The 24,865-nt window shown below is 68.1% G+C and carries 19 protein-coding genes and 2 tRNA genes; 16 read left to right on the top strand and 5 right to left on the bottom strand.

Translation table 11 applies throughout. From position 1 onward, the window contains the following. Nucleotides 1-36 precede the first annotated feature (36 nt). From Q9K23_RS02940 to Q9K23_RS02925, 4 genes are all read right to left on the bottom strand, one after another. The gene (locus tag Q9K23_RS02940) at nt 37-732 is read right to left on the bottom strand and encodes a L,D-transpeptidase (protein WP_020791579.1); all 696 of its coding nucleotides are present in this window, start codon (nt 730-732) and stop codon (nt 37-39) included. A gap of 225 nt (nt 733-957) precedes the next feature. Continuing rightward, a complete protein-coding gene (locus tag Q9K23_RS02935) occupies nt 958-2,133 on the bottom strand; it encodes a lipase family protein (RefSeq protein WP_053778779.1) in 1,176 nt (391 codons plus the stop codon). Nucleotides 2,134-2,452: 319 nt separating this feature from the next. Beyond that, the gene (locus Q9K23_RS02930; protein ID WP_020791229.1) at nt 2,453-2,638 is read right to left on the bottom strand and encodes a hypothetical protein; all 186 of its coding nucleotides are present in this window, start codon (nt 2,636-2,638) and stop codon (nt 2,453-2,455) included. Nucleotides 2,639-2,749: 111 nt separating this feature from the next. Next, nucleotides 2,750-2,820, bottom strand: a tRNA-Gly gene (locus tag Q9K23_RS02925). 235 nt (nt 2,821-3,055) lie between these two features. On the opposite strand from Q9K23_RS02925, the gene Q9K23_RS02920 reads away from it, so the two are divergent. The 5 genes from Q9K23_RS02920 to clpX all read left to right on the top strand — a co-directional run bounded on the left by Q9K23_RS02920 (nt 3,056) and on the right by clpX (nt 7,708). Further along, a tRNA-Pro gene (locus Q9K23_RS02920) sits at nt 3,056-3,129 on the top strand. A gap of 84 nt (nt 3,130-3,213) precedes the next feature. Beyond that, nucleotides 3,214-4,566 (top strand): trigger factor, encoded by a 1,353-nt coding sequence (gene tig / locus Q9K23_RS02915; protein ID WP_020791231.1) that lies wholly within the window; start codon nt 3,214-3,216, stop codon nt 4,564-4,566. A 261-nt stretch (nt 4,567-4,827) separates the two neighbouring features. After that, nucleotides 4,828-5,436, top strand: coding sequence for an ATP-dependent Clp protease proteolytic subunit (locus Q9K23_RS02910; protein WP_020791230.1), 609 nt, complete (start codon nt 4,828-4,830; stop codon nt 5,434-5,436). 50 nt (nt 5,437-5,486) lie between these two features. Beyond that, the gene (locus Q9K23_RS02905) at nt 5,487-6,182 is read left to right on the top strand and encodes an ATP-dependent Clp protease proteolytic subunit (RefSeq protein WP_053778766.1); all 696 of its coding nucleotides are present in this window, start codon (nt 5,487-5,489) and stop codon (nt 6,180-6,182) included. Between the two features lie 245 nt (nt 6,183-6,427). Next, complete coding sequence (gene clpX, locus Q9K23_RS02900) at nt 6,428-7,708, top strand: ATP-dependent Clp protease ATP-binding subunit ClpX (protein WP_020792023.1); 1,281 nt, start codon at nt 6,428-6,430, stop codon at nt 7,706-7,708. 237 nt (nt 7,709-7,945) lie between these two features. On the opposite strand, the gene Q9K23_RS02895 is transcribed toward clpX, so the two are convergent. Then, nucleotides 7,946-10,267 carry an FdhF/YdeP family oxidoreductase gene (locus Q9K23_RS02895; protein ID WP_053778765.1) on the bottom strand — a complete coding sequence of 774 codons (2,322 nt, stop codon included), beginning with the start codon at nt 10,265-10,267 and terminating at the stop codon, nt 7,946-7,948. A 48-nt stretch (nt 10,268-10,315) separates the two neighbouring features. On the opposite strand from Q9K23_RS02895, the gene Q9K23_RS02890 reads away from it, so the two are divergent. From Q9K23_RS02890 to proB, 11 genes are all read left to right on the top strand, one after another. Beyond that, nucleotides 10,316-10,957 (top strand): molybdenum cofactor guanylyltransferase, encoded by a 642-nt coding sequence (locus tag Q9K23_RS02890; RefSeq protein ID WP_059035133.1) that lies wholly within the window; start codon nt 10,316-10,318, stop codon nt 10,955-10,957. A gap of 9 nt (nt 10,958-10,966) precedes the next feature. Continuing rightward, nucleotides 10,967-13,612, top strand: a complete 2,646-nt coding sequence (locus tag Q9K23_RS02885; protein WP_020789678.1) for a valine--tRNA ligase — start codon at nt 10,967-10,969, stop codon at nt 13,610-13,612. A 128-nt stretch (nt 13,613-13,740) separates the two neighbouring features. Beyond that, the gene (locus tag Q9K23_RS02880) at nt 13,741-15,222 is read left to right on the top strand and encodes a folylpolyglutamate synthase/dihydrofolate synthase family protein (protein ID WP_082366137.1); all 1,482 of its coding nucleotides are present in this window, start codon (nt 13,741-13,743) and stop codon (nt 15,220-15,222) included. Next, nucleotides 15,219-15,638 (top strand): DUF4233 domain-containing protein, encoded by a 420-nt coding sequence (locus tag Q9K23_RS02875; protein ID WP_020790933.1) that lies wholly within the window; start codon nt 15,219-15,221, stop codon nt 15,636-15,638. The genes Q9K23_RS02880 and Q9K23_RS02875 overlap by 4 nt, the downstream gene beginning before the upstream one ends. Before the next feature lie 170 nt (nt 15,639-15,808). Continuing rightward, the gene (locus tag Q9K23_RS02870) at nt 15,809-16,330 is read left to right on the top strand and encodes a hypothetical protein (protein ID WP_020790932.1); all 522 of its coding nucleotides are present in this window, start codon (nt 15,809-15,811) and stop codon (nt 16,328-16,330) included. Nucleotides 16,331-16,394: 64 nt separating this feature from the next. Then, nucleotides 16,395-16,811, top strand: coding sequence for a nucleoside-diphosphate kinase (gene ndk / locus Q9K23_RS02865; RefSeq protein WP_053778776.1), 417 nt, complete (start codon nt 16,395-16,397; stop codon nt 16,809-16,811). A gap of 399 nt (nt 16,812-17,210) precedes the next feature. Next, complete coding sequence (locus Q9K23_RS02860) at nt 17,211-20,900, top strand: translation initiation factor IF-2 N-terminal domain-containing protein (RefSeq protein ID WP_305950383.1); 3,690 nt, start codon at nt 17,211-17,213, stop codon at nt 20,898-20,900. A 292-nt stretch (nt 20,901-21,192) separates the two neighbouring features. Continuing rightward, complete coding sequence (rplU, locus tag Q9K23_RS02855; RefSeq protein ID WP_020791077.1) at nt 21,193-21,504, top strand: 50S ribosomal protein L21; 312 nt, start codon at nt 21,193-21,195, stop codon at nt 21,502-21,504. Nucleotides 21,505-21,537: 33 nt separating this feature from the next. Then, a complete protein-coding gene (gene rpmA, locus Q9K23_RS02850) occupies nt 21,538-21,801 on the top strand; it encodes a 50S ribosomal protein L27 (protein WP_020791075.1) in 264 nt (87 codons plus the stop codon). 187 nt (nt 21,802-21,988) lie between these two features. Then, entirely contained in the window at nt 21,989-23,446 is a 1,458-nt protein-coding gene (gene obgE, locus Q9K23_RS02845; RefSeq protein ID WP_053778762.1) for a GTPase ObgE, read from the top strand. Further along, nucleotides 23,443-24,558 carry a glutamate 5-kinase gene (proB, locus tag Q9K23_RS02840; RefSeq protein ID WP_053778761.1) on the top strand — a complete coding sequence of 372 codons (1,116 nt, stop codon included), beginning with the start codon at nt 23,443-23,445 and terminating at the stop codon, nt 24,556-24,558. Before obgE ends, proB begins: the two co-directional genes overlap by 4 nt. Nucleotides 24,559-24,865: the final 307 nt, after the last annotated feature.

Here is a 24,865-nt window from a genome sequence, read left to right as displayed (position 1 = left end):
GGGAGACGCTGTGCTGATCAGACGTCCGGGACGTGATCAGTCGCCGGTGTACTGACCGCCGATGGTGCCGCGGACGACGATCGGGGTGCCACGCGGGATGTTGTCGTAGACCCACTTGCCGTTCTCGGTGCTCACGTTGATGCAGCCGTGGCTGACATTGCTCACACCCTGCTGGGCCAGCGACCACGGGGCGGCGTGGATGAAGATGCCATCCCAGGACATGCGGGTCGCGTACTCGACGTAGGTGCGGTAGCCCTCGGGCGAGTCGATCGGCACGCCGTAGGTGGAGGAGTCCATGTACATGTCACGGTACTTCTCCTTGGTGTGGTACACACCGTTCGGAGTCGGGTGCTGATTCGAACCCATCGAGATCGGCATGGTCTTGACGACGTCGCCGTCCTTCCACCAGGTGATGGTGTGGGTCGCGTCATCGGCCAGCGCGATGTAGCCGGTGGTGGTCTTGACCTTGGGCTGCACCGGGCCGGTCGGAGTGCTCGGCGCAGTGGTGGTGCTCGTGGTCGGGGGCTCCGGTGTGGTGGTCTTGGGTGTCGACGGTGTCGGCAAGCCCGGGATGTCGGGGACCTCGACCGGCGGCAGTCCCGGGATCACGGTCACGGGAGCGGCCTGCGCCAGCCCGGGCAGCGCGAGCGAGACGGCCATGACGCCGACGACGATCGCGACCAGACGGCTGATGCCGCGGCCACTACGGTGTGAAGCTTTGCTGTTCGGCACTCTCGTTGAACCTTTGCATTCGGGAATTACCAGGCACGGTGCGTGACTCCATCGTTACACAACCGTTGTGGGCGGGCCAAAGGCTTGTACTGCGGACAGAGGAGTACAGACGAACTTTGCCGTCTCGCATCATGAAAACTCGAGGTGAGCGAGATGCGCCCTGGGGATGTGATTGCCCTCACATATCGACAGAATATCGCCGAAAATGTCCGCTTCGCCCTTTCTTCAACGGCAATTGTCCGGTGCCGGAACGTCATTGAATCGATCGCTCAAGTACGAGAAAGCCGCGGGAAGGCCGATCACGGCGGCGCTCATGTGATCCGGTGAGGGTGTCGAGAACTGCTGCACGCGCGCGCCTGCACGACAGTACCGACGGATCGTCTGATCGATCGCGGACACCGGGATGAGTACGTCGGTGGGACTGTGCCACTCGAAGATCGGCGTCTTCGGGACCCCGGGGTAGTCGACGAGACCGTTGTCGGCGAGCACCTGTCGTGCTGTGGGGTTCTCGAAGATCTGCTTTCCGCCGACGCTCACCTCCTGCGCCGAGTGGCCGGCACCGAGCCGCAGGATGTCGTTGGTGCAGGCATTGCGCATCTCGGTGTACATCCGTACCCCGGTCGCCGACAGATACCTCTGCATCGGGATCTGCTGCGGATACTCACGGGACAGGCCGATCGCGGCGGCGAAGGCCAGGCCGAACGCCGGATGCGGGCTGGAATAGCCCAGACCCTCGGCCATCCGGACGAGGTCCATCGGCACGCCGCCGTACGCCGCGCCGACGATGGGCAGGTCGGGCGCGTAGGTGGGGGCGAGCGCGGCCGCCCATGCGGTGGCCATGCCGCCGCCCGAGTAGCCGGCCAGTCCCACGTCGGAGTGGGCGACCCGGGCCGGGGCGAAGTTCCGGACCGCCCGGACACCGTCGAGGGCGATCTGACCGCCCAGCCTCGCCGCGCCGTAGGCGCTGCGGGGGCCGAGATGGTCGGGGATCGCCACGGTCCATCCGCGCTGCAGTGCCACGTTGAGTCCCGGCGCCTCGCGGATCGTCAGGTTGGGGTCCTGGGTCCACAGCGCCTGGGACGGCGCGCACTCGAGCCCGACCGCGTTGATGATGTGCTGGAACGACAGCAACGGGCCGTCGGCCTTCTTCTTGGTGGGGATCAGCACCGTGGTGACCGCGGCGATGGGGTGTCCCTGGCTGTCGGTCGACCGGAACCGGAGCTGATAGGTCGCGACGTCGAAGAATCCCGGCGGATTCGGCCGCGGGCGCACCGAGATCACGTCACCGTTGTGGAATCGGTCGAGATCGGCCGGTTGTGCATAGAACGGATCGGGCAACGGCGTCGGGAGTGCGACGTCGTCGGCGTGTGCGGGACCGGCCGAGAGCGTCCCGGCGGTCAGCGCGCCGAGGGTGAGGGCGGCGACGGCGACGAGGACGAGGCCCGTTCGTCCGGTCGTGACCCGTCGATCGGACGGTCGGTGTGTCCGAGCGTGCGCGGCACGTGGCCGGACGGCTGGACGGCGAAGAGCTCGGAACCCGACACGGGTTCCGAGGACGAGAGTCGGCACGATGTTCCCCCTGGATGGATATCCGATGTCTCACGCGGCGCCGATGCCGCGCCGGAATCCCCGACCTCGAACAGGTTGCGGGGCGGGTGGGGGGAAGTCAACACTTTTGCCTGCTAACGACCAGGCAGGGTGGGGTGTGTGGGGGTGTGGATCACGCGGGTTGGAGCAGTTCGGTCCCGAGGTGGCGGGCCGGTTCGGTGCAGGATTCGTCGCGGCACACCAGCATGGTGTCGACGCGGCGCATGCCGTTGTCGGTCTCGGTGACGTCCTTGCGGACATACAGGTTGGCGCCACAGGATGGGCATTTACGTTGGCTCTTGACATGACTGGAAGACATGTCCCCACCGTACGCCCGAATATGATCTGAATCACAGGGCCGAAAGAACCGAGATGGCCCCCTGAAATGCAAAAGCCCCGCACCGGATGAATCCGGTGCGGGGTGATCGCGAGCGGGTGACGGGAATCGAACCCGCGTAGCTAGTTTGGAAGACTAGGGCTCTACCATTGAGCTACACCCGCGTGCCGCCTCGACCTGGCCTTTCGGCTGCGGTCGCTCGTGCGGATCAGACTGTACCTGCTCGATGTGCCGGAACCGAAATCGGCCGCTGCCGTGAGTGTTCGGAGGTCCGGTGATCGTCGGCGTCCCGCCGCGTCGGGGGGCGGGTTTTCGTGAGTGGGAGCCCGACCCGTAAGATGTCCAGTCGGCCCTGCATGTGCGGGTACGTCCAGGTGACGTAGCGCGACGCGGGGGCCACGGGATGTGGCGCAGCTTGGTAGCGCATCCGCTTTGGGAGCGGAGGGTCGCAGGTTCAAATCCTGTCATCCCGACAGAGTTTCAGGGCAGGGACGCGACACCGAGGCGTCCGCAATGCAGAGATCGTCCGCAACGCAGAAATAAGGAGCATGCGCAGCGTGAAGAGCACCGTCGAGCAGCTGAACCCCACCCGGGTGAAGCTCAACGTGGAAGTGCCGTTCGAGGAGCTCTCGGGCGACTTCGACCGGGCCTACAAGGCCCTGGCCCAGCAGATCCGGATTCCCGGATTCCGCCCGGGTAAGGCGCCGGCCAAGCTGATCGAGGCCCGCGTGGGTCGCGACGCGATCCTGGAGCAGGTCGTCAACGACGCCCTGCCCGCCAAGTACTCGCAGGCAGTGGCCGAGACCGAGACCAAGGCGATCGGCCAGCCCGACATCGATCTGGCCGAGCTGAAGTACGGCGAGTCGATCACCTTCACCGCCGAGGTCGACGTCCGTCCCGAGCTGACCCTGCCCGACTACTCGGCCATCGCGGTCGAGGTCGACGCGCTGAAGTCCGACGAGGACGCCGTCGCCGAGCAGCTCGAGAACCTGCGCGCCCGCTTCGGCACCCTCGCCGGTGTCGATCGCGCGGCCCAGGACGGCGACATGGTCTCCATCGACCTGTCGGCCACCGTCGACGGTGAGGCCGTCGAGGAGGCCTCCACCGAGGGTCTGTCCCACGAGGTCGGCTCCGGCCAGCTGATCGACGGTCTCGACGAGGCCCTCGTCGGCCTGAAGTCCGGCGATTCCAAGGTCTTCACCACCACCCTCGTCGCCGGCGACCACTCCGGCGAAGAGGCCGAGGTCACCGTCACCGTCAACTCCGTCAAGGAGCGCGAGCTGCCGGAACTCGACGACGAGTTCGCCCAGATGGCCAGCGAGTTCGACACCGTCGACGAGCTGCGCGAGTCGCTCGCCGAGCGTGCTGCCCAGTCGCAGAAGCTCGAGCAGGCCAATGCGATCCGTGAGGCCGTCCTCGAGCGTCTGCTCGAGACTGTCGAGATCCCGCTGCCGGAGAACGTCGTGCAGGCCGAGGTCGACGGACAGCTCGAGCAGGTGCTGCACAGCATCGGCCACGACGAGGCGATCTTCGCCCAGCTGCTCGAGGCGCAGGGCACCACCCGCGAGGCCTTCGAGGCCGACGCCCGCGAAGGTGCCGAGAAGTCGGTGCGCACCCAGCTGCTGCTGGACGCGATCGCCGATCAGCAGGACACCGAGGTCAGCCAGGACGAGCTGACCCAGCAGATCCTGTTCACCGCGCAGCGCTACGGCATGCAGCCGGCCGAGTTCATCCAGCAGCTCACCCAGGCCAACCAGGTCGGTCAGGTGTACGCCGACGTCCGCCGCGGCAAGGCGCTCGCGTCGGTCGTCCCGGAGGTCACCGTCACCGACTCCGAGGGCGCCACCGTCGACACCTCCGAATTCTTCGGCAAGGACGACGAGGACGACGCAGCGGAGGCCGAGGACTGATCCTCGACTGCTTCGAACAGCCGGGTACCCGATACGGGTGCCCGGCTGTTCGCGTCCGCGCACGATGTGCGATCGGCACCGCCAGATGAGCGGGGGATGAACGGATACCGTTCTGCTCTCAGCGAATAGGGGTGTCCGAGGGAGTGCCGGTGGCCCCGGATTGGTTAGTGTCGGTGACGACGCCGGAGGGCACCGGAAGACGTGAGAAAGACGTGTGGGTCGCCGACCGGCACGAGGTTACGACAGGCAAAGGTAGGAACCGTGAGCAAGCCGACCATCCACACCCCTTCGATGAGCTCGGGCGTCGCCGGGCTCAACCTCACCGACTCGGTGTTCGAGCGGCTGCTGCGTGAGCGCATCATCTTCCTCGGCACCCAGGTCGACGACGACATCGCCAACCGGCTGTGCGCGCAGATCCTGCTGCTGGCCGCCGAGGACCCCACGCGCGACATCCACCTCTACATCAACTCGCCCGGTGGTTCGGTCACCGCGGGTATGGCGATCTTCGACACCATGCAGCTCGCCGAATGCGACGTCGCCACCTACGCGATGGGTATGGCCGCGTCGATGGGCCAGTTCCTGCTGGCCGCCGGCGCCAAGGGCAAGCGCCACGCGCTGCCGCACGCGCGGATCATGATGCACCAGCCGTCGGCGGGAATCGGTGGTACCGCCGCCGACATCGCCATCCAGGCCGAGCAGTTCGCCGCCACCAAGCGCGAGATGAACCGTCTCAACGCCGAGTTCAGCGGACAGCCGCTGGAGAAGATCGAGGCCGACGCGGATCGCGACAAGTGGTTCACCGCCGAGCAGGCCAAGGAGTACGGGTTGGTCGATCACGTGATCGCCCGGGCAACCGCCATCAAGCCCTGAGCGTGACGCAGCACCGCCACCGCCGACACCTCAACCCCACGGAGCAGACCATGACCAACATGTCCCACCTCGACTCGCTGCCGGCCGACGTGGCCGCAGGCATCCCCGCCTCGGCGCTGGCGCTGAAGTCCATCGAGGCGCGCTACATCCTGCCGCAGTTCATCGAGCACACCCCCAACGGGCAGCGTCAGTACGACCCGTACGCCAAGCTGTTCGAGGAGCGCATCGTCTTCGTCGGCACGCCGATCGACCAGACCGTCGCCAACGACGTGATGGCGCAGCTGCTGGTGCTCGAGTCGCAGGACCCCGACCGCGACATCACCATGTACATCAACTCGCCCGGCGGCAGCGTGCCGGACATGCTCGCGATCTACGACACCATGCAGTACGTGCACTGCGACATCGTCACGGTGTGCCTGGGTGAGGCGGCCTCGGCCGCGGCGATCCTGCTGGCCGGTGGTACCCCCGGCAAGCGTGCCGCGCTGCCGAACGCCACCATCCTGATCCACCAGCCGCGTACCGGCGGTGCCTATCAGGGTCAGGTCTCCGACCTCGAGATCCAGGCCGCCGAGATCGAGCGGATCCGCAACCGCCTCGACGAGATCCTGTCGCGCCACACCGGTCAGCCGGCCGAGAAGATCCGCAAGGACACCGACCGCGACAACATCCTCACCGCCGACGCCGCCAAGGAATACGGCATCGTGGACGAGGTGTTCGAGTACCGGAAGAAGTCCTTCAAGAAGTGACCCGATCGGGTCGACGGCGCCGCCGCTCCGGTGATGCGGCGCCGTCGACCACGATTTTCTCCCACGACATTTACGTCAAGCGGTCGAAGTAATCCGGGTACGCGGGTACCGTCGTAACAGCGGAGATGTCATGGTCTGCCCATGACGCGCCGCGTCCGCCGGCCTCCCGTCGTCACCGATCCGGTGGCGGCACCATCGAGACAACTGGCAGTCCGGCCACATCGAGGAAGTAGGTACAGCACGAGATGGCACGAATCGGAGACGGTGGCGATCTGCTGAAGTGCTCCTTCTGCGGCAAGAGCCAGAAACAGGTGAAGAAGCTCATCGCAGGACCGGGCGTCTACATCTGCGACGAGTGCATCGACCTGTGCAACGAGATCATCGAGGAGGAACTCGCCGAGAACGGCGACGTGAAACTCGACGAGCTGCCCAAGCCTGCCGAGATCAAGGACTTCCTGGAGAACTACGTCATCGGCCAGGACACCGCCAAGCGCACCCTGGCCGTGGCCGTGTACAACCACTACAAGCGTATCCAGGCCGGCGAGAAGAAGGACGCCCGCAGCGGCGAGACCGTCGAGCTGATGAAGTCGAACATCCTGATGCTCGGCCCCACCGGTTGTGGCAAGACCTACCTCGCGCAGACGCTGGCGAAGATGCTGAACGTGCCGTTCGCCATCGCCGACGCTACCGCGCTCACCGAGGCCGGATATGTGGGTGAGGATGTCGAGAACATCCTGCTGAAGCTGATCCAGGCCGCCGACTACGACGTCAAGCGCGCCGAGACCGGCATCATCTACATCGACGAGGTCGACAAGATCGCCCGCAAGAGCGAGAACCCGTCGATCACCCGCGACGTCTCCGGTGAGGGCGTGCAGCAGGCCCTGCTGAAGATCCTGGAAGGAACCCAGGCGTCGGTGCCCCCGCAGGGCGGACGCAAGCACCCGCACCAGGAGTTCATCCAGATCGACACCACCAACGTGCTGTTCATCGTCGCCGGTGCCTTCGCCGGGCTGGAGAAGGTCATCGCCGAGCGAATCGGCAAGCGCGGCATCGGTTTCGGCAACGAGGTGGCCAGCAAGAACGAGGTCGACACCACCGACCACTTCGCCGCGGTCATGCCCGAGGACCTGATCAAGTTCGGTCTGATCCCCGAGTTCATCGGTCGTCTGCCGATCATCGCCTCGGTGACCAACCTGGACAAGGAATCGCTCGTCTCGATCCTGTCCGAGCCGAAGAACGCCCTGGTGAAGCAGTACACCAAGCTCTTCGAGATGGACAACGTGGAGCTGGAGTTCACCCCGGACGCCCTCGAGGCCGTCGCCGACCAGGCCATCCACCGCGGAACCGGTGCCCGTGGCCTGCGCGCGATCATGGAGGAGGTGCTGCTCCCGGTGATGTACGACATCCCGAGCCGCACCGACGTCGGCAAGGTGGTGGTGACCGCCGAGACCGTCAACGACAACGTGCTGCCGACGATCGTGCCGCGCACCGATGACGACGACGAGCGTCGCGACAAGAGTGCCTGAGCGGGTGCTCACCCCGCGCGCCTGACACCGCGCACCGGATATCCACGAGAAGCCGGGTTCCCACGGGAACCCGGCTTCTCGCTTGTCGAGGGTGTGGCCGTCTGCAGTTTGCCGTCTGACCGCGGGCCCGGTGCCGGGCAACCGAGAACGCAGGCAACCGAGAACGCAGGGCAACCGAGAACGCAGGGCAGCCGGCGACCGGGCCGGGCGGGACGTGCCCGCCCGGCATCGGTCAGGTCAGGCGCGCGGCTCCAGCCGCACCACCACGGCCTTGGAGACCGGGGTGTTGGACTCGGCCGCCACCGATCTCAGCGGGATCAGCGGATTGGTCTCGGGGTAGTAGGCGGCGGCATTGCCCCGCGGGGTGTCGTAGGCGACCACCTCGAAGTCGGTGACCCGGCGTTCCTCGAGGCCGTCGGGTCCGTCGAACTCCGACACCACGTCGACGTGCTGACCGGGTTGCAGCCCGAGCGCGGTGATGTCGTCAGGGTGTACGAGCACCACATGCCGATTGCCGCTCACGCCGCGATAGCGGTCGTCGTGACCGTAGATGGTGGTGTTGTACTGATCGTGACTGCGCATCGTCTGCAGGATGAGACGGCCCGCGGGGACGGGTACCCACTCGAGCGGATACGCCGCGAAATTCGCACGCCCGGTGGATGTCTCGAACTTGCGGGCGTCGCGCGGGGGATGGGGTAGGACGAAGCCGTCCTTGGCCCGCACCCGGGTGTTGAAGCCCTCGAATCCGGGGATGACCCGCGAGATACGGTCGCGGATCAGGTCGTAGTCGTGTTTGAGCGCCGACCACTCCACCGGATGATCGGGGCCGAGGGTGGCCTCGGCGAGATCACAGATGATCGCCACCTCCGAGTGCAGCAACTCCGACGCCGGCTTCAGCGAACCGCGCGAGAGATGCACCACCGACATCGAGTCCTCCACCGAGACCTGTTGTGGCACTCCGGCGATGACGTCTTTGTCGGTGCGGCCCAGGGTGGGCAGGATCAGTGCGGCGTGGCCGGTGGCCACATGCGACTCGTTGAGTTTGGTACTCACCTGCACGGTCAGTCGGCACTGGGCGAGCGCGGCTTCGGTGGCCCGGGTGTCCGGTGCCGCGGACACGAAGTTGCCGCCCATCGCCATGAACACCCGCACCTGTCCGCGGGTCATCGCGTCGATCGCCGCGACGGTGTCGAATCCGTGGGCGCGGGGGCTGGTGATGCCGAACTCGTGGTCGACCGCGGCGAGGAAGGCCTCCGGCATCTTCTCGTAGATGCCCATGGTGCGGTCGCCCTGCACGTTGGAGTGGCCGCGCACCGGGCAGAGCCCGGCACCGGGCTTGCCGATCATCCCGCGCAGCAACAGCAGGTTGGTGCCCTCGGCGATGGTCGCCACCCCGTGGCGTTGCTGGGTGAGGCCCATCGCCCAGCACAATACGATCCGGTCGGCGCGGATCACCGCATCCGCCAGATCACGGATCTGCGCCTGGGTGAGCCCGGTGGCGGCCAGGACGTCGTCGAAGTCGAGACGTTCGAGCAGGGTGAGGTAGTCGTCGACGCCGGCGCAGTGCTCGTCGAGGAAGTCCTGGTCGAACACGGTGCCGGGGGCGGCGCGCTCGGCGTCGAGCACCAGTTTCGCGACACCACGGAACAGGGCCATGTCGCCGCCGATGCGAACCTGCAGGAAGTCGTCGGCGAGCTTGCTGCCCGTGCCGATCACTCCGCCCACCTTCTGCGGATCCTTGAACCGCATCAGGCCGGCCTCGGGGAGCGGGTTGATCGCGACGATCCGGGCGCCGTTGGCCTTCGCGTTGGCCAGGGTGCCCAGCATGCGCGGGTGATTGGTCCCGGGATTCTGTCCGGCGATCAGGATCAGGTCGGCGTGCTCGAGGTCGGGGACGCTGACCGATCCCTTGCCGATGCCGATCGACGACGTGAGGGCGGTACCCGACGACTCGTGACACATGTTGGAACAGTCGGGGAGGTTGTTGGTGCCGAGGCTGCGCGCGAACAACTGGTAGACGAATGCGGCCTCGTTGCTGGTGCGGCCCGAGGTGTAGAAGACCGCCTCGTCGGGGGTGGTCATCGCCGCGAACTCGGCGGCGACGATCCGGTCGGCCTCGTCCCAGTCGACCGGCCGGTAGTGGGTGTCGCCGGGTGCGAGGTACATCGGATGGGTCAACCGGCCCTGCTGGGAGAGCCAGTACCCGGACCGGGTCGCCAGATCGGCCACCGAGTGCCGCGCGAAGAACTCCGGGCCGACCTGTCGTCGGGTGGCCTCCTCGGCGACCGCCTTGGCCCCGTTCTCACAGAACTCGGCGTGCTTACGGTGTCCTGGCGTCTCCGGCCAGGCGCAGCCCGGGCAGTCGAAACCGTTGCGCTGGTTGAGTTTTGCGAGGGTGCGCGCTGTTCGGACCGGCCCCATCTGCTCCATCCCGCGCTGCAGCGCGACCGCCACCGCGGGCACCCCGGCCGCATAGTGCTTGACGTGGTCGACGTGGACCACGTCGGGTTCGTCGACGGTGACGTCGGCGTCGGCATCGGGGTGGTGAATATGGGCCATTCGTTCATCTTGCCCCCTCGCGGGCCCGTTGTCCCACAGACTGATCCCATGACCAACGCAACCGGGATGCACCTGGCGGGCCTCGTCCTCGCGGGCGGACGTTCGCGACGGATGGGCCACAACAAGGCGGCGATGGACTGGGCGGGGCAGCCGATGCTCGCGCGGATCGTCGAGATCGCCGACCGGCGCTGCCCGGCCGGGGTGTTCATCGCCGCGACCACCGCGTCCCCGGCGTATCAGGATCTGCACGGCACCGGGGGGCCGCCGGCCACCTGGGTCACCGGCGAGGAACCCGGTACCGGACCGCTCGGCGGGCTCGCCGCCGGACTGTCGGCGGCTGCGGCGGCGGGTGCCGATCTGGCCTTCGTCTGCGCCACCGACATGCCGCTGATCGAGACCGGACTGATCGACGAACTGCTCGGCGGGATCACCGAATCCGCCGACGCGGTGGTGGCCAGCGACACCCAGCGCGACCATCCGATGGCGGGGATCTACCGGGTGCGTGCGGCGTCGGTGATCAAGGGTCTGGTGGACGGGGGCGAGCGCCGGATGACCGCCGCGCTCGATGCCCTGGTCACCCATCGCGTGACCGTGAGCGACGCCACATGGCTGACCAACGTGAACGCGCCCGACGACCTGCATCGCCTGCGCACCTCGGTCGGCGGCGGGGGCCTCGGCGGCGTTTCCTAAGATTGTGGGGTGAGCACACCCGATTCCTCCCGCGAGCTGCCGAAGACCTGGGACCCCGCCGAGCACGAGGCCCGGCTCTACCAGGCGTGGGTGGACGCGGGCTACTTCACCGCCGACGCGAGTTCGGACAAGCCCGCGTTCTCCATCGTCATCCCGCCGCCCAACGTCAACGGCTCCCTGCACATGGGCCACGCCTACGAGCACGTCCTGATGGACGCGCTGTCCCGGCGGCGCCGCATGCAGGGCTACGAGGTGCTGTGGCTGCCGGGTATGGACCACGCCGCGATCGCGATGCAGACCATGGTCGAGCGCAAGCTCGCCGCCGAGGGCAAGACCCGCGACGACCTGGGCCGCGAGAAGTTCATCGAGCGCGTCTGGACCGAGAAGGCCGAGATCGGCGGCAACATCGGTGAGCAGATGCGTCGCCTCGGCGACAGTGTCGACTGGTCCCGCGAGCGCTTCACCATGGACGAGGGCCTGTCCCGCGCGGTGCACACTGTGTTCAAGAAGATGTACGACGACGGACTGATCTACCAGGCCGAGCGGCTGGTCAACTGGTCGCCGGTGCTCAAGACCGCGGTCAGCGACATCGAGGTGAGCTACGCCGACGTCGAGGGCGAGCTGGTCAGCTTCCGGTACGGATCGCTCGACGACTCCCAGCCGCACATCGTGGTGGCCACCACCCGTCTGGAGACCATGCTCGGCGACACCGCGATCGCCGTGCACCCCGACGACGAGCGCTATCGCCATCTGGTGGGCACCGAACTCGCCCATCCCTTCCTCGACCGCACCATCCCGGTGGTCGCCGACGACTACGTCGACCCCGAGTTCGGCAGCGGCGCGGTCAAGATCACCCCCGCCCACGACCCCAACGACTTCGAGCTCGGCCTGCGGCACGACCTGCCGATGCCGACGATCATGGACGAAGAGGCCCGGATCGCGGGCACCGGAACGCAATTCGACGGCATGGACCGGTTCGAGGCGCGCGTCAAGGTGCGTGAGGCCCTCGCCGAGCAGGGACGCATCGTCAAGGAGGTCCGGCCCTACCTGCACAGCGTCGGCCACTCCGAGCGCACCGGCGAGCCCATCGAGCCGCGCCTGTCGATGCAGTGGTGGATCAAGGTGGAATCCCTGGCCAAGGCCGCCGGCGACGCCGTCCGCGACGGGTCCACCGTGATCCATCCGGCGTCGATGGAGCCGCGCTGGTTCGGCTGGGTCGACAACATGCACGACTGGTGCATCTCGCGTCAGTTATGGTGGGGCCACCGCATCCCGATCTGGTACGGCCCCGACGGCGACGTCGTGTGCGTGGGCCCCGACGAGGAGGCACCCGCCGGGTACACCCAGGAGACCGACGTGCTCGACACGTGGTTCTCCTCGGGTCTGTGGCCGTTCTCCACGCTCGGCTGGCCGGACAAGACCGACGATCTCGAGAAGTTCTATCCCACTTCGGTTCTCGTCACCGGCTACGACATCCTGTTCTTCTGGGTCGCCCGGATGATGATGTTCGGCACCTACGTCGGCAAGGAACTCGGCCCCGACAAGGCCGTCCCGTTCGGCAATCTGTTCCTGCACGGCCTGGTCCGTGACGAACACGGCCGCAAGATGTCGAAGTCCAAGGGCAACGGCATCGATCCGCTCGACTGGGTGGAGCGGTTCGGCGCCGACGCGCTGCGCTTCACCCTCGCCCGTGGCGCCAACCCGGGCAGCGACATCTCGGTGGGTGAAGACCATGCGCAGTCGTCGCGCAACTTCGCCACCAAGCTGTACAACGCCACCAAGTTCGCCATGATGAACGGCGCGACCGTGCCCGACGCCGGGTTGCCGGCCGACCTCACCGTCGCCGACCGCTGGATCCTGGGCCGCCTCGACGAGGTGCTGACCGAGGTCGACGCCGGTTTCGAGGCCTACGAGTTCTCCAAGGCGTGCGAGGCGCTGTACCACTTCGCGTGGGACGAGTTCTGCGACTGGTACCTCGAACTGGCCAAGGTGCAGTTCGCCGAGGACGACGAGAAGCGTTCGGAGGCAACACGACTGGTCCTCGGTGCGGTCCTGGACCGGCTGTTGCGGGCGCTCTCGCCGGTGATGCCGTTCGTCACCGAGGTGCTCTGGACCACGCTCACCGGCCGGCAGTCGCTGGTCGTCGCGGACTGGCCGACCCCGGTGGCCGCCGGTGACGGCGCTGAGGCGGCCGTCACCATCGACGATCTGCAGAAGCTGATCACCGAGGTGCGTCGTTTCCGCAGCGATCAGGGCCTCAAGCCCGGTCAGAAGGTGCCGGTGCGGTTCACCGCGCTCGCCGAGTCGGGTCTGGAACCGGCCGTGGCCTACATCGCGTCGCTGGCCCGCCTCGAGGACCCGGCCGACGGATTCGCCGCCACCGCGACCCTCGAGGTGCGTCTGAGCCGTGCGACCGTGGGCGTCGAGATCGACACCTCGGGCACCGTCGACGTCGAGGCCGAACGCAAACGCCTCACCAAGGACCTGGCCGCCGCCGAGAAGGAGCTGGCACAGACCACCGCCAAACTCGGCAACGAACAGTTCCTGTCCAAGGCGCCGGATGCGGTGGTCGCCAAGATCCGCGGACGCCGTGAGATCGCCGTCGAAGAGGTCGAGCGACTGAAGGCCAAGCTCGCATCGCTGGGCGGATCGTGAGCCGCGACGATCGTCGTCCCGACGACGTCGACATCGACGGACCGTTGCCCGGTGACGACGAGGAACCCATCTTCACCGCCGCCGACTTCGCCGGCTGGGAGGATGCCGGGGACATCGAACCCGATCCGATGGCGCTGGGCTCCCTGCTGGCCGACGACGCGGGCGAGGTGCGCGGCGATGCCGGATATCCGGGCGACGACGACGCCCCGGTGATCGTCGCCGACAGCGACGCCGACCTGGCCGAACTCGCCGAGGTCGAGGCCGACCTGGACACCCGGTGGCCCGAGACCAAGATCGAGCCGTCGCTGACCCGGATCTCCACGCTGATGGATCTGCTCGGATCGCCGCAGCATGCGTACCCGGCGATCCACGTCGCCGGCACCAACGGCAAGACGTCGGTGACCCGGATGATCGACGCGCTGCTGGTCGCGCTGCACCGGCGGACCGGCCGGATCACCAGCCCGCACCTGCAGCGGGTGACCGAGCGGATCGCCATCGACGGACGGCCGATCCCGGCCCGCACCTACATCGACACCTACCGCGACCTCGAGCCGTACATCACGATGGTCGACGACTCGTCGACCGCCGCCGACGGCCCGCGGATGAGCAAGTTCGAGGTGCTCACCGCGATCGCCTATGCGTGCTTCGCCGAGGCGCCGATCGACGTCGCGGTGGTCGAGACCGGGATGGGCGGCCGGTGGGATGCCACCAACGTCGTCGACGCCGCGGTCGCGGTGATCACCCCGATCGCGATGGATCATGCCGACTACCTCGGTGACACCCTCGCGGCGATCGCGGGGGAGAAGGCCGGGATCATCAAGCGCGGCAAGAACGATCTGGTGCAGATCGACCCGGTGACGGTGATCGCACCGCAGGCGCCCGAGGTGATGGACGTGCTGCTGCGCGAGAGCGTGGAGAAGGGCACGGTGGTGGCCCGGCAGGACTCCGAGTTCGCGGTGCTCGCATCGGCCACCGCGGTCGGCGGTCAGCTGCTGCGCATCCAGGGTCTCGGCGGTGTGTACGAGGAGATCTTCCTGCCGCTGCACGGCGCCCACCAGGCGGCCAACGCCGCCCTCGCGCTCGCCGCGGTGGAGGCCTTCTTCGGTGCCGGCCCGGACCGTCAGCTCGACGTCGACGCCGTACGCGCGGGCTTTGCCTCCGTGTCCAGTCCCGGCCGGCTCGAACGTGTCCGCAGCGCGCCGACGGTGTTCGTCGACGCCGCCCACAATCCGCACGGCGCACAGGCGCTGGCCCGGGCGCTGACCGACGAGTTCGACTTCCGTCGGCTCGTCGGGGTGATCGGCATGCTCGGCGACAAGGATGCCGAGGGCGTGCTCGCGGCCCTCGAGCCGATCCTCGACGAGGTGGTGATCACCAACAACGGATCGCCCCGGGCCCGTGACGCCGAGGCTCTTGCCGAGACCGCCCGTGAGGTGTTCGGCGAGGACCGCGTCGTCGTCGATCCCTTCCTGCCCGATGCGGTCGCCACGGCGATCGGACTGGCCGAGGAATCCGACGGTGAACCCGTTTCCGGCGCGGGGGTGATCATCACCGGCTCGGTGGTGACCGCCGGTGCCGGCCGCACCCTGTTCGGTAAGGAACCGTCATGAGCGAGCATCCCGGCTTCACCGCGCCGGCCACCGATCCGTGGAAGGGGCTGCGTGGCGTGATGGCCGGCACGCTGGTCCTCGAGGTGATCGTGATGATCCTGACCTTCCCGGTGGTCGCCCAGCTCGGCGGGGGACTGACCTGGGTGTCGGGGACCTACCTCGCGGTCATCACCGTGCTGCTGATCCTGGCCTGCGGGATGCAGGGCCGGGCCCGCGCGCTCGAGATGGACATCGGCCTGCAGTTCCTGGTGATCATCGGTGGCCTGTTCCACTGGTCGATCGCGGTGATCGGGCTGATCTTCCTGTTCGTGTGGCTCTACATCCGCTACATCCGGGCCGACGTGGCCCGTCGGATGCGGGAGGGCCGTCTCGCCGGACAGCGTCCGATCGGCGACGGACCGGATCCCGAGGCCTGAGCGAACCGGGGGCTGACCGCACAGGACACCGGCGGTGGGGAGCCGTCACCGGAAGTGAGGGCGCAATCGCGACCGAATCGTGACCTTCTCGTGGTCATCGGGGTCCTGTGGGGCTGTGATACTCGGGCGAAAGTTCGCCGAGTGCGGCATCCGTCGACCCGAGGAGTTGCGTGATCATCGCCCGTCCCCGTACCCATACCGCCGTATCGCGCAGGGTTCGTTCCCACTGGAGACGGGGAGTTCCGGCACTGCTGGCCGCAGTGGTCGCGGTGGTCGCGATGATCGTCACCGCCACCGGGGCCCAGGCCGCGCCCGAGACCACCCCGGAGACCTCGGAACAACGAACCCCGGCGCCGGGATCGGTGTCACCGGTACCGGAGGCAGAAGAGCCGCTGTACCCCACCGCGAGTTCGCCGATGCCGGTGCCCGCGGGATCGTACGGCTACCAGGCCACGCACGGATTCACCGAGCAGCTCTCCCGCATGAAGGCCGCCGATGCGATCGCGGCCCTGCCGGTCCCGTCCGCATATCGCCTGGCCAACCTGGGTTTCGCGCAGCAATTCGACCTCGCCTTGCGCGGTGCGCTCGTCGACCCCGGAGGGTGTCTGCAGCTGATCGTCAACCCGAACACGGCACCGGGCAATCTGTTCGACTACGGGTTCTACGCCGTGTCGGGGCCGTACTGTTCGTGAGCGTGCGACCGGCCCGGCCAGGTCGGGCACGGTGGTGGTCCGGCCACGCCGCTACAGTGTGTGCGTGACTGAACGGACACTGGTACTGATCAAGCCCGACGGCGTCGCCCGTTCCCTGGTCGGCGACATCATCGCCCGCATCGAGCGCAAAGGACTGACCCTGGTCGCGCTCGAACTGAAGACGGTCGACGACGAGCTGGCCCGCCGGCACTACGCCGAGCACGAGGGCAAGCCCTTCTTCCCCGCACTCCTGGAGTTCATCACCTCGGCACCGCTGGTCGCGGCCGTCGTCGAGGGTCCCCGCGCCGTCGCGGCGTGGCGTCAGATCGCCGGTGGCACCGATCCCGTGGAGAAGGCCGTGCCCGGCACCATCCGCGGCGACTACGCCCTGAGCACCCAGAACAACCTGGTCCACGGCTCGGATTCGCCTGAATCCGCCGAGCGTGAGATCGCGATCTGGTTCCCCGAACTCGCCTCCTGACCCTGTCCTGACACGCGGGTCGACGCGCGCTGTGCACGTAGTGTGCGGGCGTCGACCCGCAGTGTGGGATACTTGTGGGGTTATCGCGGACACACTTTGTCCGAGACGACACCGATGACGTTCGGAACCGGGACGGACCAGCACGCAACGATCAGTGCCCGCCCACCCGTCCTCCCCATCGAGGTCGGCCACCGTTTGGTGACCGATTGACCGGCCACAGCCGGCCGACGATGGCGTGGAGAACGGTCCGGATACGCATCGACCCCGCAAGAGCGCCCACCGGCCCCGATCGGAGCCGACGGGCGCGGAGACCACACAACACCGGCAGACGCCGGGACACAGGACAGGCCCTCGCGTGGCCGCGTCGTGATGACGCGCCCGGGGGTTCGAGGAGAACGAGTGACCGACAACGGGTCACCGGCTGACGCGAACGCAGCGTCGGATCCGGTGGAAGAAGAATTCCCCAACAAGCTTCGTGTGCACGCACTGGCCCGAGCCCTCGGGCTGACCAGCCGACAGGTGATCGCCCACCTGGCCGAACTCGGATGGCACCTGCGGAGCCCACAGTCGAGCGTCGAGCGTGCGCAGGCCAACGCCGTCGCCAAACTGGTCCGCGAGCCGCAACCAGAGATCGACGAGAACGCCGAGGCGAGCGAGAACGCTGACGCGGCTCCCGCAGCCGCGGGCGAGCCCGAGGTGCCGGCACCGGCCGCACCTGAACCGGCCACCGAGGCCGTTGCGGACAGCGTCGGCGCTGCCGCCGTCCCGGCCGAGCCCGTCCCGGACACGGTCGAGGAGATCGTCGTCGCGGAGACCGTGGTCGAGGAGGTCGTCACCGATCAGGCGCCCGCCCCCGAGACCGTGGTCGCCGAGGCACCGGTCACGGCTTCTGCACAGGAGCCTGCCGCAGAAGATGTCCCTGCAGACCAGACCCCGGTAGACGAGACGCCTGCAGATGCGGCCCCCGAGGCCGACGCCCCCGCAGAGTCGATCGCCGCAGAGTCGATCGCCGCAGAGGCCGAGACCCCGGTCACCGAGCCTCCGGTCACCGAGACCCCGGTCGAGGCAGCCGACACCGCATCCGCCGAGGCCGCACCGGCCCGGCCGAAGATCGACTCCGTGCTGTTCTCGGCAGTCGAGACCGTCAGCCACGAGCCGGTGTCGCCGGTCGGCGAGGTCGTGGCCGGACCGCTGTTCCTGCAGCCGCAGCTGACCGAGCCGCCCGCACGCCCCCGCAAGGCGACCGTCGAGCCCGCCCCCGAGGCACCCGCCGCAGAGACCGACAGCAGTGAGCAGGTCACCGAGACCGAGCCGGAGGCCGACTCGGCGTCGGTGGCCGGTGAGACCGCCGACGACGATCAGCACGGCGAGTCCGGGCGTCGTCGCCGTCGGCGTGGCCGCCGTGGCCGTGGCCGTGGGCGTGGTGATCAGAGCGAGCGCGACGACTCCGACGACGAGACCGACTCGGAGTCGCAGGCCGAATCCGAGTCCCTCGAGTCGACGGGCTCGGATGCCGCCGGCGACGATTCGAAAGACGCCGAGTCGAAGGATTCCGACTCCGCGGGCACCGACGCCAAGGACGGCGACTCGGGCAGCGGCCGCGGCCGGAGGCGGCGCGGTTCCCAGCACGGGGAGCACACCACCGAGGACAACACCGCAGACGACTCCGACGAGGACGGATCGGACGACGAGTCCGGCTCCGATGACGACGACGCCTCCGTCCCCACCTCGAAGCGCCGGCGCCGCCGTCGCCGTCGCAAGGGTGGCGACGAGCCCGACGAGGTCTCGCCCGACGACCCGCCGAACACCGTCGTCCACGAGCGTGAACCGCGCAGCAAGCGGGTCCGCGACGAGGTGCAGGGCATCTCCGGGTCGACCCGGCTCGAGGCCAAGCGTCAGCGTCGCCGGGACGGCCGCGATGCCGGACGGCGCCGCCCGCCGATCCTGAGCGAGTCGGAGTTCCTCGCGCGCCGCGAGGCCGTCGAACGCGTGATGGTGGTGCGCGAGCGCAGCGCCAACGTCGCCCTGAACCACGGCGACCACACCGATCACACCCCGATCGAGGACTACACGCAGGTCGCAGTCCTCGAGGACGGCGTGCTGGTGGAGCATTTCGTGACCACCGAGACGTCGTCGTCGATGGTCGGCAACATCTACCTGGGCCGCGTCCAGAACGTGCTGCCGGGTATGGAGGCCGCATTCGTCGACATCGGCCGTGGCCGCAACGGCGTGCTCTATGCCGGTGAGGTCAACTGGGATGCCGCCGGACTCGACGGCGGATCGCGCAAGATCGAGCAGGCACTCTCGCCCGGCGACAACGTCGTGGTGCAGGTGTCCAAGGATCCGGTCGGCCACAAAGGCGCCCGGCTGACCACGCAGATCTCCCTGGCCGGCCGCTACCTGGTGTACGTCCCGGGCGGCTCGTCCACGGGGATCAGCCGCAAGCTGCCCGATGTGGAACGCAAGCGTCTCAAGCAGATCCTGTCCAAGCTCGTCCCGGACAACGCCGGTGTGATCATCCGGACCGCGTCGGAGGGCGTCAGCGCCGACGACCTGGCCGCCGACATCGAACGCCTGGAGAACAAGTGGGAGGGCATCGAGGAGTCGGTCGCCGAGGCCAAGAAGGCCAAGGGATCGGTCTCGCCGCGCGCTCTCTACGAGGAGCCGGACCTGCTGGTCCGCGTGGTGCGTGACCTGTTCAACGAGGACTTCCGCAAGCTGGTCATCGAGGGTGACCGCGCCTGGAACCTGGTGGAGACCTACGTCAGTGCGGTGGCACCCGACCTGCTGGAGCGGGTCGAGAAGTTCGAGCGTGCCCACGCCGACTCCCCGGACTCGTTCGTGGTGCACCGCGTCGACGAACAGCTCGCCAAGGCGCTCGACCGCAAGGTGTGGCTGCCGTCGGGCGGCACGCTGATCATCGAACACACCGAGGCGATGACGGTCATCGACGTCAACACCGGCAAGTTCACCGGGTCGGGCGGCAACCTCGAGGAGACGGTCACCCGCAACAACCTGGAGGCCGCCGAGGAGATCGTGCGGCAGATGCGGCTGCGCGATCTGGGCGGGATGATCATCGTCGACTTCATCGACATGGTCCTGGAGTCCAACCGTGACCTGGTGCTGCGCCGCCTCACTGAGGCGCTGGCCCGTGACCGGACCCGTCATCAGGTGTCCGAGGTGACGTCGCTGGGCCTGGTGCAGATGACCCGTAAGCGTCTCGGTACCGGGTTGCTCGAGGCGTTCTCGACCACGTGCACCGCGTGCGGTGGGCGTGGCGTGATCGTGCACTCGAGCCCCGTCGAGGTGCGCTCGGACGACAACACCCGCGGCGAGGGATCGGGATCGAAGCGGTCACGGCGCGGCAAGCGCAAGAGCGAACCGGCCGTGGTGGAGCAGGCGCCCGCACCCAAGGCCACCCAGCATCGCGGTGAGCATCCGATGTTCCGCGCGATGGCCGCACACTCGCATGGGGAGCACGAGGAGCACGACCACGACGGGCACGACCACGACGAGCACATCGACGGGGCGCACGCGGATCAGGCGCACGAGGATCAAACGCACGCGGATCAGGCACACGAGGATCAGGCGCACGAGGATCAGGCCCGTCAGGATCGGAGCCGCCGGGATCGGACGCAGCGGGATCGGACGCAGCGGAATCAAGCCCAGCGGGACCGGACGCAGCAGGATCAGTCCGCGACCGTCGCGGCGGAGCGCGGCCGGACCGAACCTGCTGACGACGAGCACGTCTCGGCCGAGACCCCGGTGACCGAGACCCCAGCGACCGAGACCCCGGCAGTCCAGGTGACCGAGAGCCCGGCAGCCGAGAGCCAGGAGCCCACCCCGGCTCCGGAGCAGGAGACCGCGACGCGACGGCCACGGCGGCGTCGTGCGGCACGGCGGGCGGCGTCATCTCCGACGCACACGTCCGAGGTGTCGACGCTGACCCTGCCCGACGTCGCGGCCGAGCCGCTCACGACGTTCGGTCCGACGACATCGTCGTCGAACGGGGAGACCACGGTCGCGGTGCACCGCCGACCGCGGCGACGGGCCGCCGGACGTCCGGCCGGTCCGCCGGTGGAGGAGTAACCACCGGCCACCGGCACGGTGACCGACACGCGACCCCGAGGTGAGTTTGACCTGAACCGATGGGCTCCCGTAATCTTGATTGGTCGCCTCTGGCGGAGGGTTCGAGCTGTGCCTGTTGCAGGACATTCGCACAGTGGAGATCCCGCCGGCAGGCCCTCTGGAGTGACCGAGCGAATCCCGGCGTAGCGCGCGGGGACTCGCACGGCCCGCAACAGATGCACACACCCACAACACCCGTGGTTCCCCCCAGGGCGGATCACGGCCCGAGATGATGAGTAAGAGGACAGCTTCGATGGCAACGTACGCGATCGTCAAGACCGGCGGTAAGCAGTACAAGGTCGCTGAGGGCGACATTGTGAAGGTCGAGAAGATCGACGGCGAGCCCGGCACCACCGTGAGCCTTCCGGTGGCCCTGGTCGTCGACGGCTCCACTCTCACCACCGACGCGGACAAGCTCGCGGCGATCTCGGTCACCGGCGAGGTGGTCGAGCACGTGAAGGGCCCGAAGATCCGCATCCACAAGTTCAAGAACAAGACCGGCTACCACAAGCGCCAGGGTCATCGTCAGAAGCTGACGGTCCTCAAGGTCACCGGTATCAAGTAAATCGACTCACCTGTATCCCAGGAGGACTGACAGATGGCACATAAGAAGGGCGCGTCCAGCTCGCGCAACGGTCGCGATTCCAACGCCCAGCGCCTCGGTGTGAAGCGCTTCGGCGGTCAGCAGGTCAGCGCCGGTGAGATCCTGGTCCGCCAGCGCGGCACCAAGTTCCACCCGGGCGTCAACGTCGGTCGCGGTGGCGACGACACCCTGTTCGCGCTTGCCGCGGGCGCCGTCGAGTTCGGCACCAAGCGTGGCCGCAAGACCGTGAACATCGTCCCGGAGACCGCTCAGGCCTGACCCGAGCGGTTCATCGGAACCACCAGAGCTCTCACAACAGGGCGGGCAGGGGCATAAGCACCCAGCCCGCCCTGTTGTTTTGGTTCGACCCTGTTGTTCTGCCCCGAACTGTTCCTCGGTTCGACACTCTCTACTTGATTCAACTGCGATCGTCATCGGTGAGGATCGCGAACGGAAGGAAATCGACATGTCGCGGTTCGTCGACCGGGTGACCATCCACGTCGCCGCCGGCAACGGGGGCCACGGCTGCAGCTCCGTCCACCGGGAGAAGTTCAAGCCGCTCGGCGGCCCCGACGGCGGCAACGGCGGCAACGGGGGATCGGTGCGCCTCGTCGTCGACCCGCAGGTGCACACCCTGCTCGACTTCCACTTCCGTCCGCATGCCCGCGGCACCAACGGCAAACCCGGTATGGGTGACAACCGGGACGGCGCCACCGGCGACGATCTGGTCCTGCCCGTGCCCGACGGCACCGTCGTCCTCGACACCGACGGCACCATCCTCGCCGATCTCGTCGGCGCGGGCACCGTCTTCGAGGCCGCCCAGGGCGGCCGCGGGGGACTGGGCAACGCCTCACTGGCGTCCAAGGCCCGCAAGGCCCCGGGTTTCGCGCTGCTCGGCGAACAGGGCCAGGAGCGCGACCTCGTCCTCGAACTGAAGTCGGTGGCCGACGTCGGCCTCGTCGGCTTCCCGTCCGCCGGGAAGTCGTCTCTGGTGTCGGTGCTCTCGTCGGCCAAGCCGAAGATCGCCGACTACCCGTTCACCACGTTGCAGCCCAATCTCGGTGTGGTGCAGTCCGCCGGTGACGTGTTCACCATCGCCGACGTCCCCGGCCTGATCCCGGGCGCATCCGCCGGTCGCGGTCTGGGCCTTGACTTCCTGCGCCACCTCGAGCGCTGTGCGGTACTCGCACACGTCGTCGACTGCGCCACACTGGAACCCGGCCGTGACCCGGTGTCCGACATCGACGCGCTGGAGGCCGAGCTGGCCGCCTACCGGCCCGCACTCGACGCCGATCACGGACTCGGTGACCTCGCCGAACGTCCGCGTGTGGTGATCCTCAACAAGATCGACGTCCCCGATGCCGCCGAGCTCGCCGATCTCGTGGAGAGCGACATCGCCGAGCGCGGCTGGCCGGTGTTCCGGATCTCCGCGGTGGCGCACACCGGGCTCAAAGAACTCACCAACGGTCTGGCCTCGATGGTCGCCGATTACCGTGCGGCCCACCCGAAGCCGGCCGCGCGCCGTGCGGTCATCCGGCCCAAGGCGGTCGACGAGTCCGAGTTCAGCGTGATCCCGGATCCGGAGATCGAGGGCGGCTTCATCGTGCGAGGCGCACGCCCGGAGCGCTGGATCGCCCAGACGCAGTTCGGCAACGACGAGGCCGTCGGCTATCTCGCCGATCGCCTGAACCGTCTCGGCGTGGAGGACGCGCTCACCAAGCTGGGTGCGCAGCCGGGCGCCGCGGTCACCATCGGTGACATGACCTTCGACTGGGAACCCACCACCCCGACCGGCGACGAGGTCCCGATCACCGGACGTGGCACCGACATCCGGCTCGACCGCTCCGATCGTGTCGGCGCCGCCGAGCGCAAGCAGGCACGTCGCCTACGTCGCGGACTGCCCGACGAAGCCGACGACGCATGAGCGATGTCCGCGAACAGATCGCGCATGCCCGCAGCATCGTGGTCAAGATCGGGTCGTCGGCGCTCACCGACGTCGGCACCGGACTCGACATGGCCAGGCTCGACCGGCTCGCCGACGCCCTCGAGGCGCGGATGCGGGCCGGTTCGGATGTCGTCGTCGTCTCGTCCGGGGCGATCGGTGCGGGGATCGCGCCGCTCGGCCTGAAGAAGCGACCCAAGGATCTCGCGACCAAGCAGGCCGCGGCGAGTGTCGGCCAGCTCGCCCTCGCCTATGCCTGGGGGACCAGCTTCTCCCGCTATGGGCGCACCGTCGGACAGGTGCTGCTCACCGCCGACGACATCTCGAATCGCTCACACCATGCCAATGCCCAGCGCACCCTCGACCGGTTGCGGTCACTCGGGGCGATCGCGGTGGTCAACGAGAACGACACGGTGGCGACCAACGAGATCCGGTTCGGTGACAACGACCGGCTGGCCGCCCTCGTCGCGCACCTGACCAGTGCCGACGCACTGGTGTTGCTGTCGGATGTGGACGGTCTCTACGACGGTGACCCCCGTAAGCCCGGCCCCGACGGACGTCCCGCGCGCTTCATCGCCGAGGTGAACGGCCCCGACGACCTCGACGGGGTGATCGCCGGTTCCGGCGGTGCGCTGGGTACCGGGGGGATGGCCTCCAAGCTCGCCGCCGCGCGTCTGGCCGCCGACGGCGGGGTGCCCGTCCTGCTGGCCTCGGCCGCCGACGCCGCGGCCGCATTGAGTTCCGCCTCGGCCGGCACCGTCTTCGCCGCACGTCCGGAACGGTTGTCGGCCAGGCGTTTCTGGGTGCGGCATGCCGCCGACACCCACGGGCAGCTGGTGCTGGACGACGGCGCGGTGGCCGCGGTGTCCAAGCGTCGTCGGTCGCTGCTGGCCGCCGGGATTCTCGCCGTGCGCGGCGGGTTCTCCAACGGCGATGTGGTGGAGCTCGTCGACACCACCGGCGGGATCTTCGCCCGCGGCGTCGCCTCGTATGACAGCGACGAGGTCGAGACGATGATCGGTCGTTCCACCACCGATCTGCCGCCGGACCTGCAGCGCCCCGTGGTCCACGCCGACGATCTGGTGACGGTGTAGGTTGCGCTGAGCCGTTCCGCGCCCGGGTTCGTCCCCGTGTGGTGACGTCGTGTGCTCGGGCGTGGGAGGTTTCGACTCGACTTGTCGCTTCGCTCCTCGTCGGCTCAAGCATCGTGTGGCGGTTGGCGTTTGGTGGTGTTCGCGATGGGTGGTGGCGTCGACTCGGACGTATCTTTGATCAAAGACCCACTGTGGCAACAAGTGTTGATGGTTGAGCCGGGACCGAGCCGGAAGGGCGAGGACCCGTGTCGAAACCCGGTGAGATGAGCGTGTCGGCGACCACGTCGACCCACGCCCGAGGCGATCG

Source organism: Gordonia sp. NB41Y (assembly GCF_030718915.1).
GTDB classification, from domain to species: domain Bacteria; phylum Actinomycetota; class Actinomycetes; order Mycobacteriales; family Mycobacteriaceae; genus Gordonia; species Gordonia desulfuricans.
Note: the sequence above shows the minus strand (reverse complement) of the source record. Positions and strands in the feature narration are given on the sequence as shown.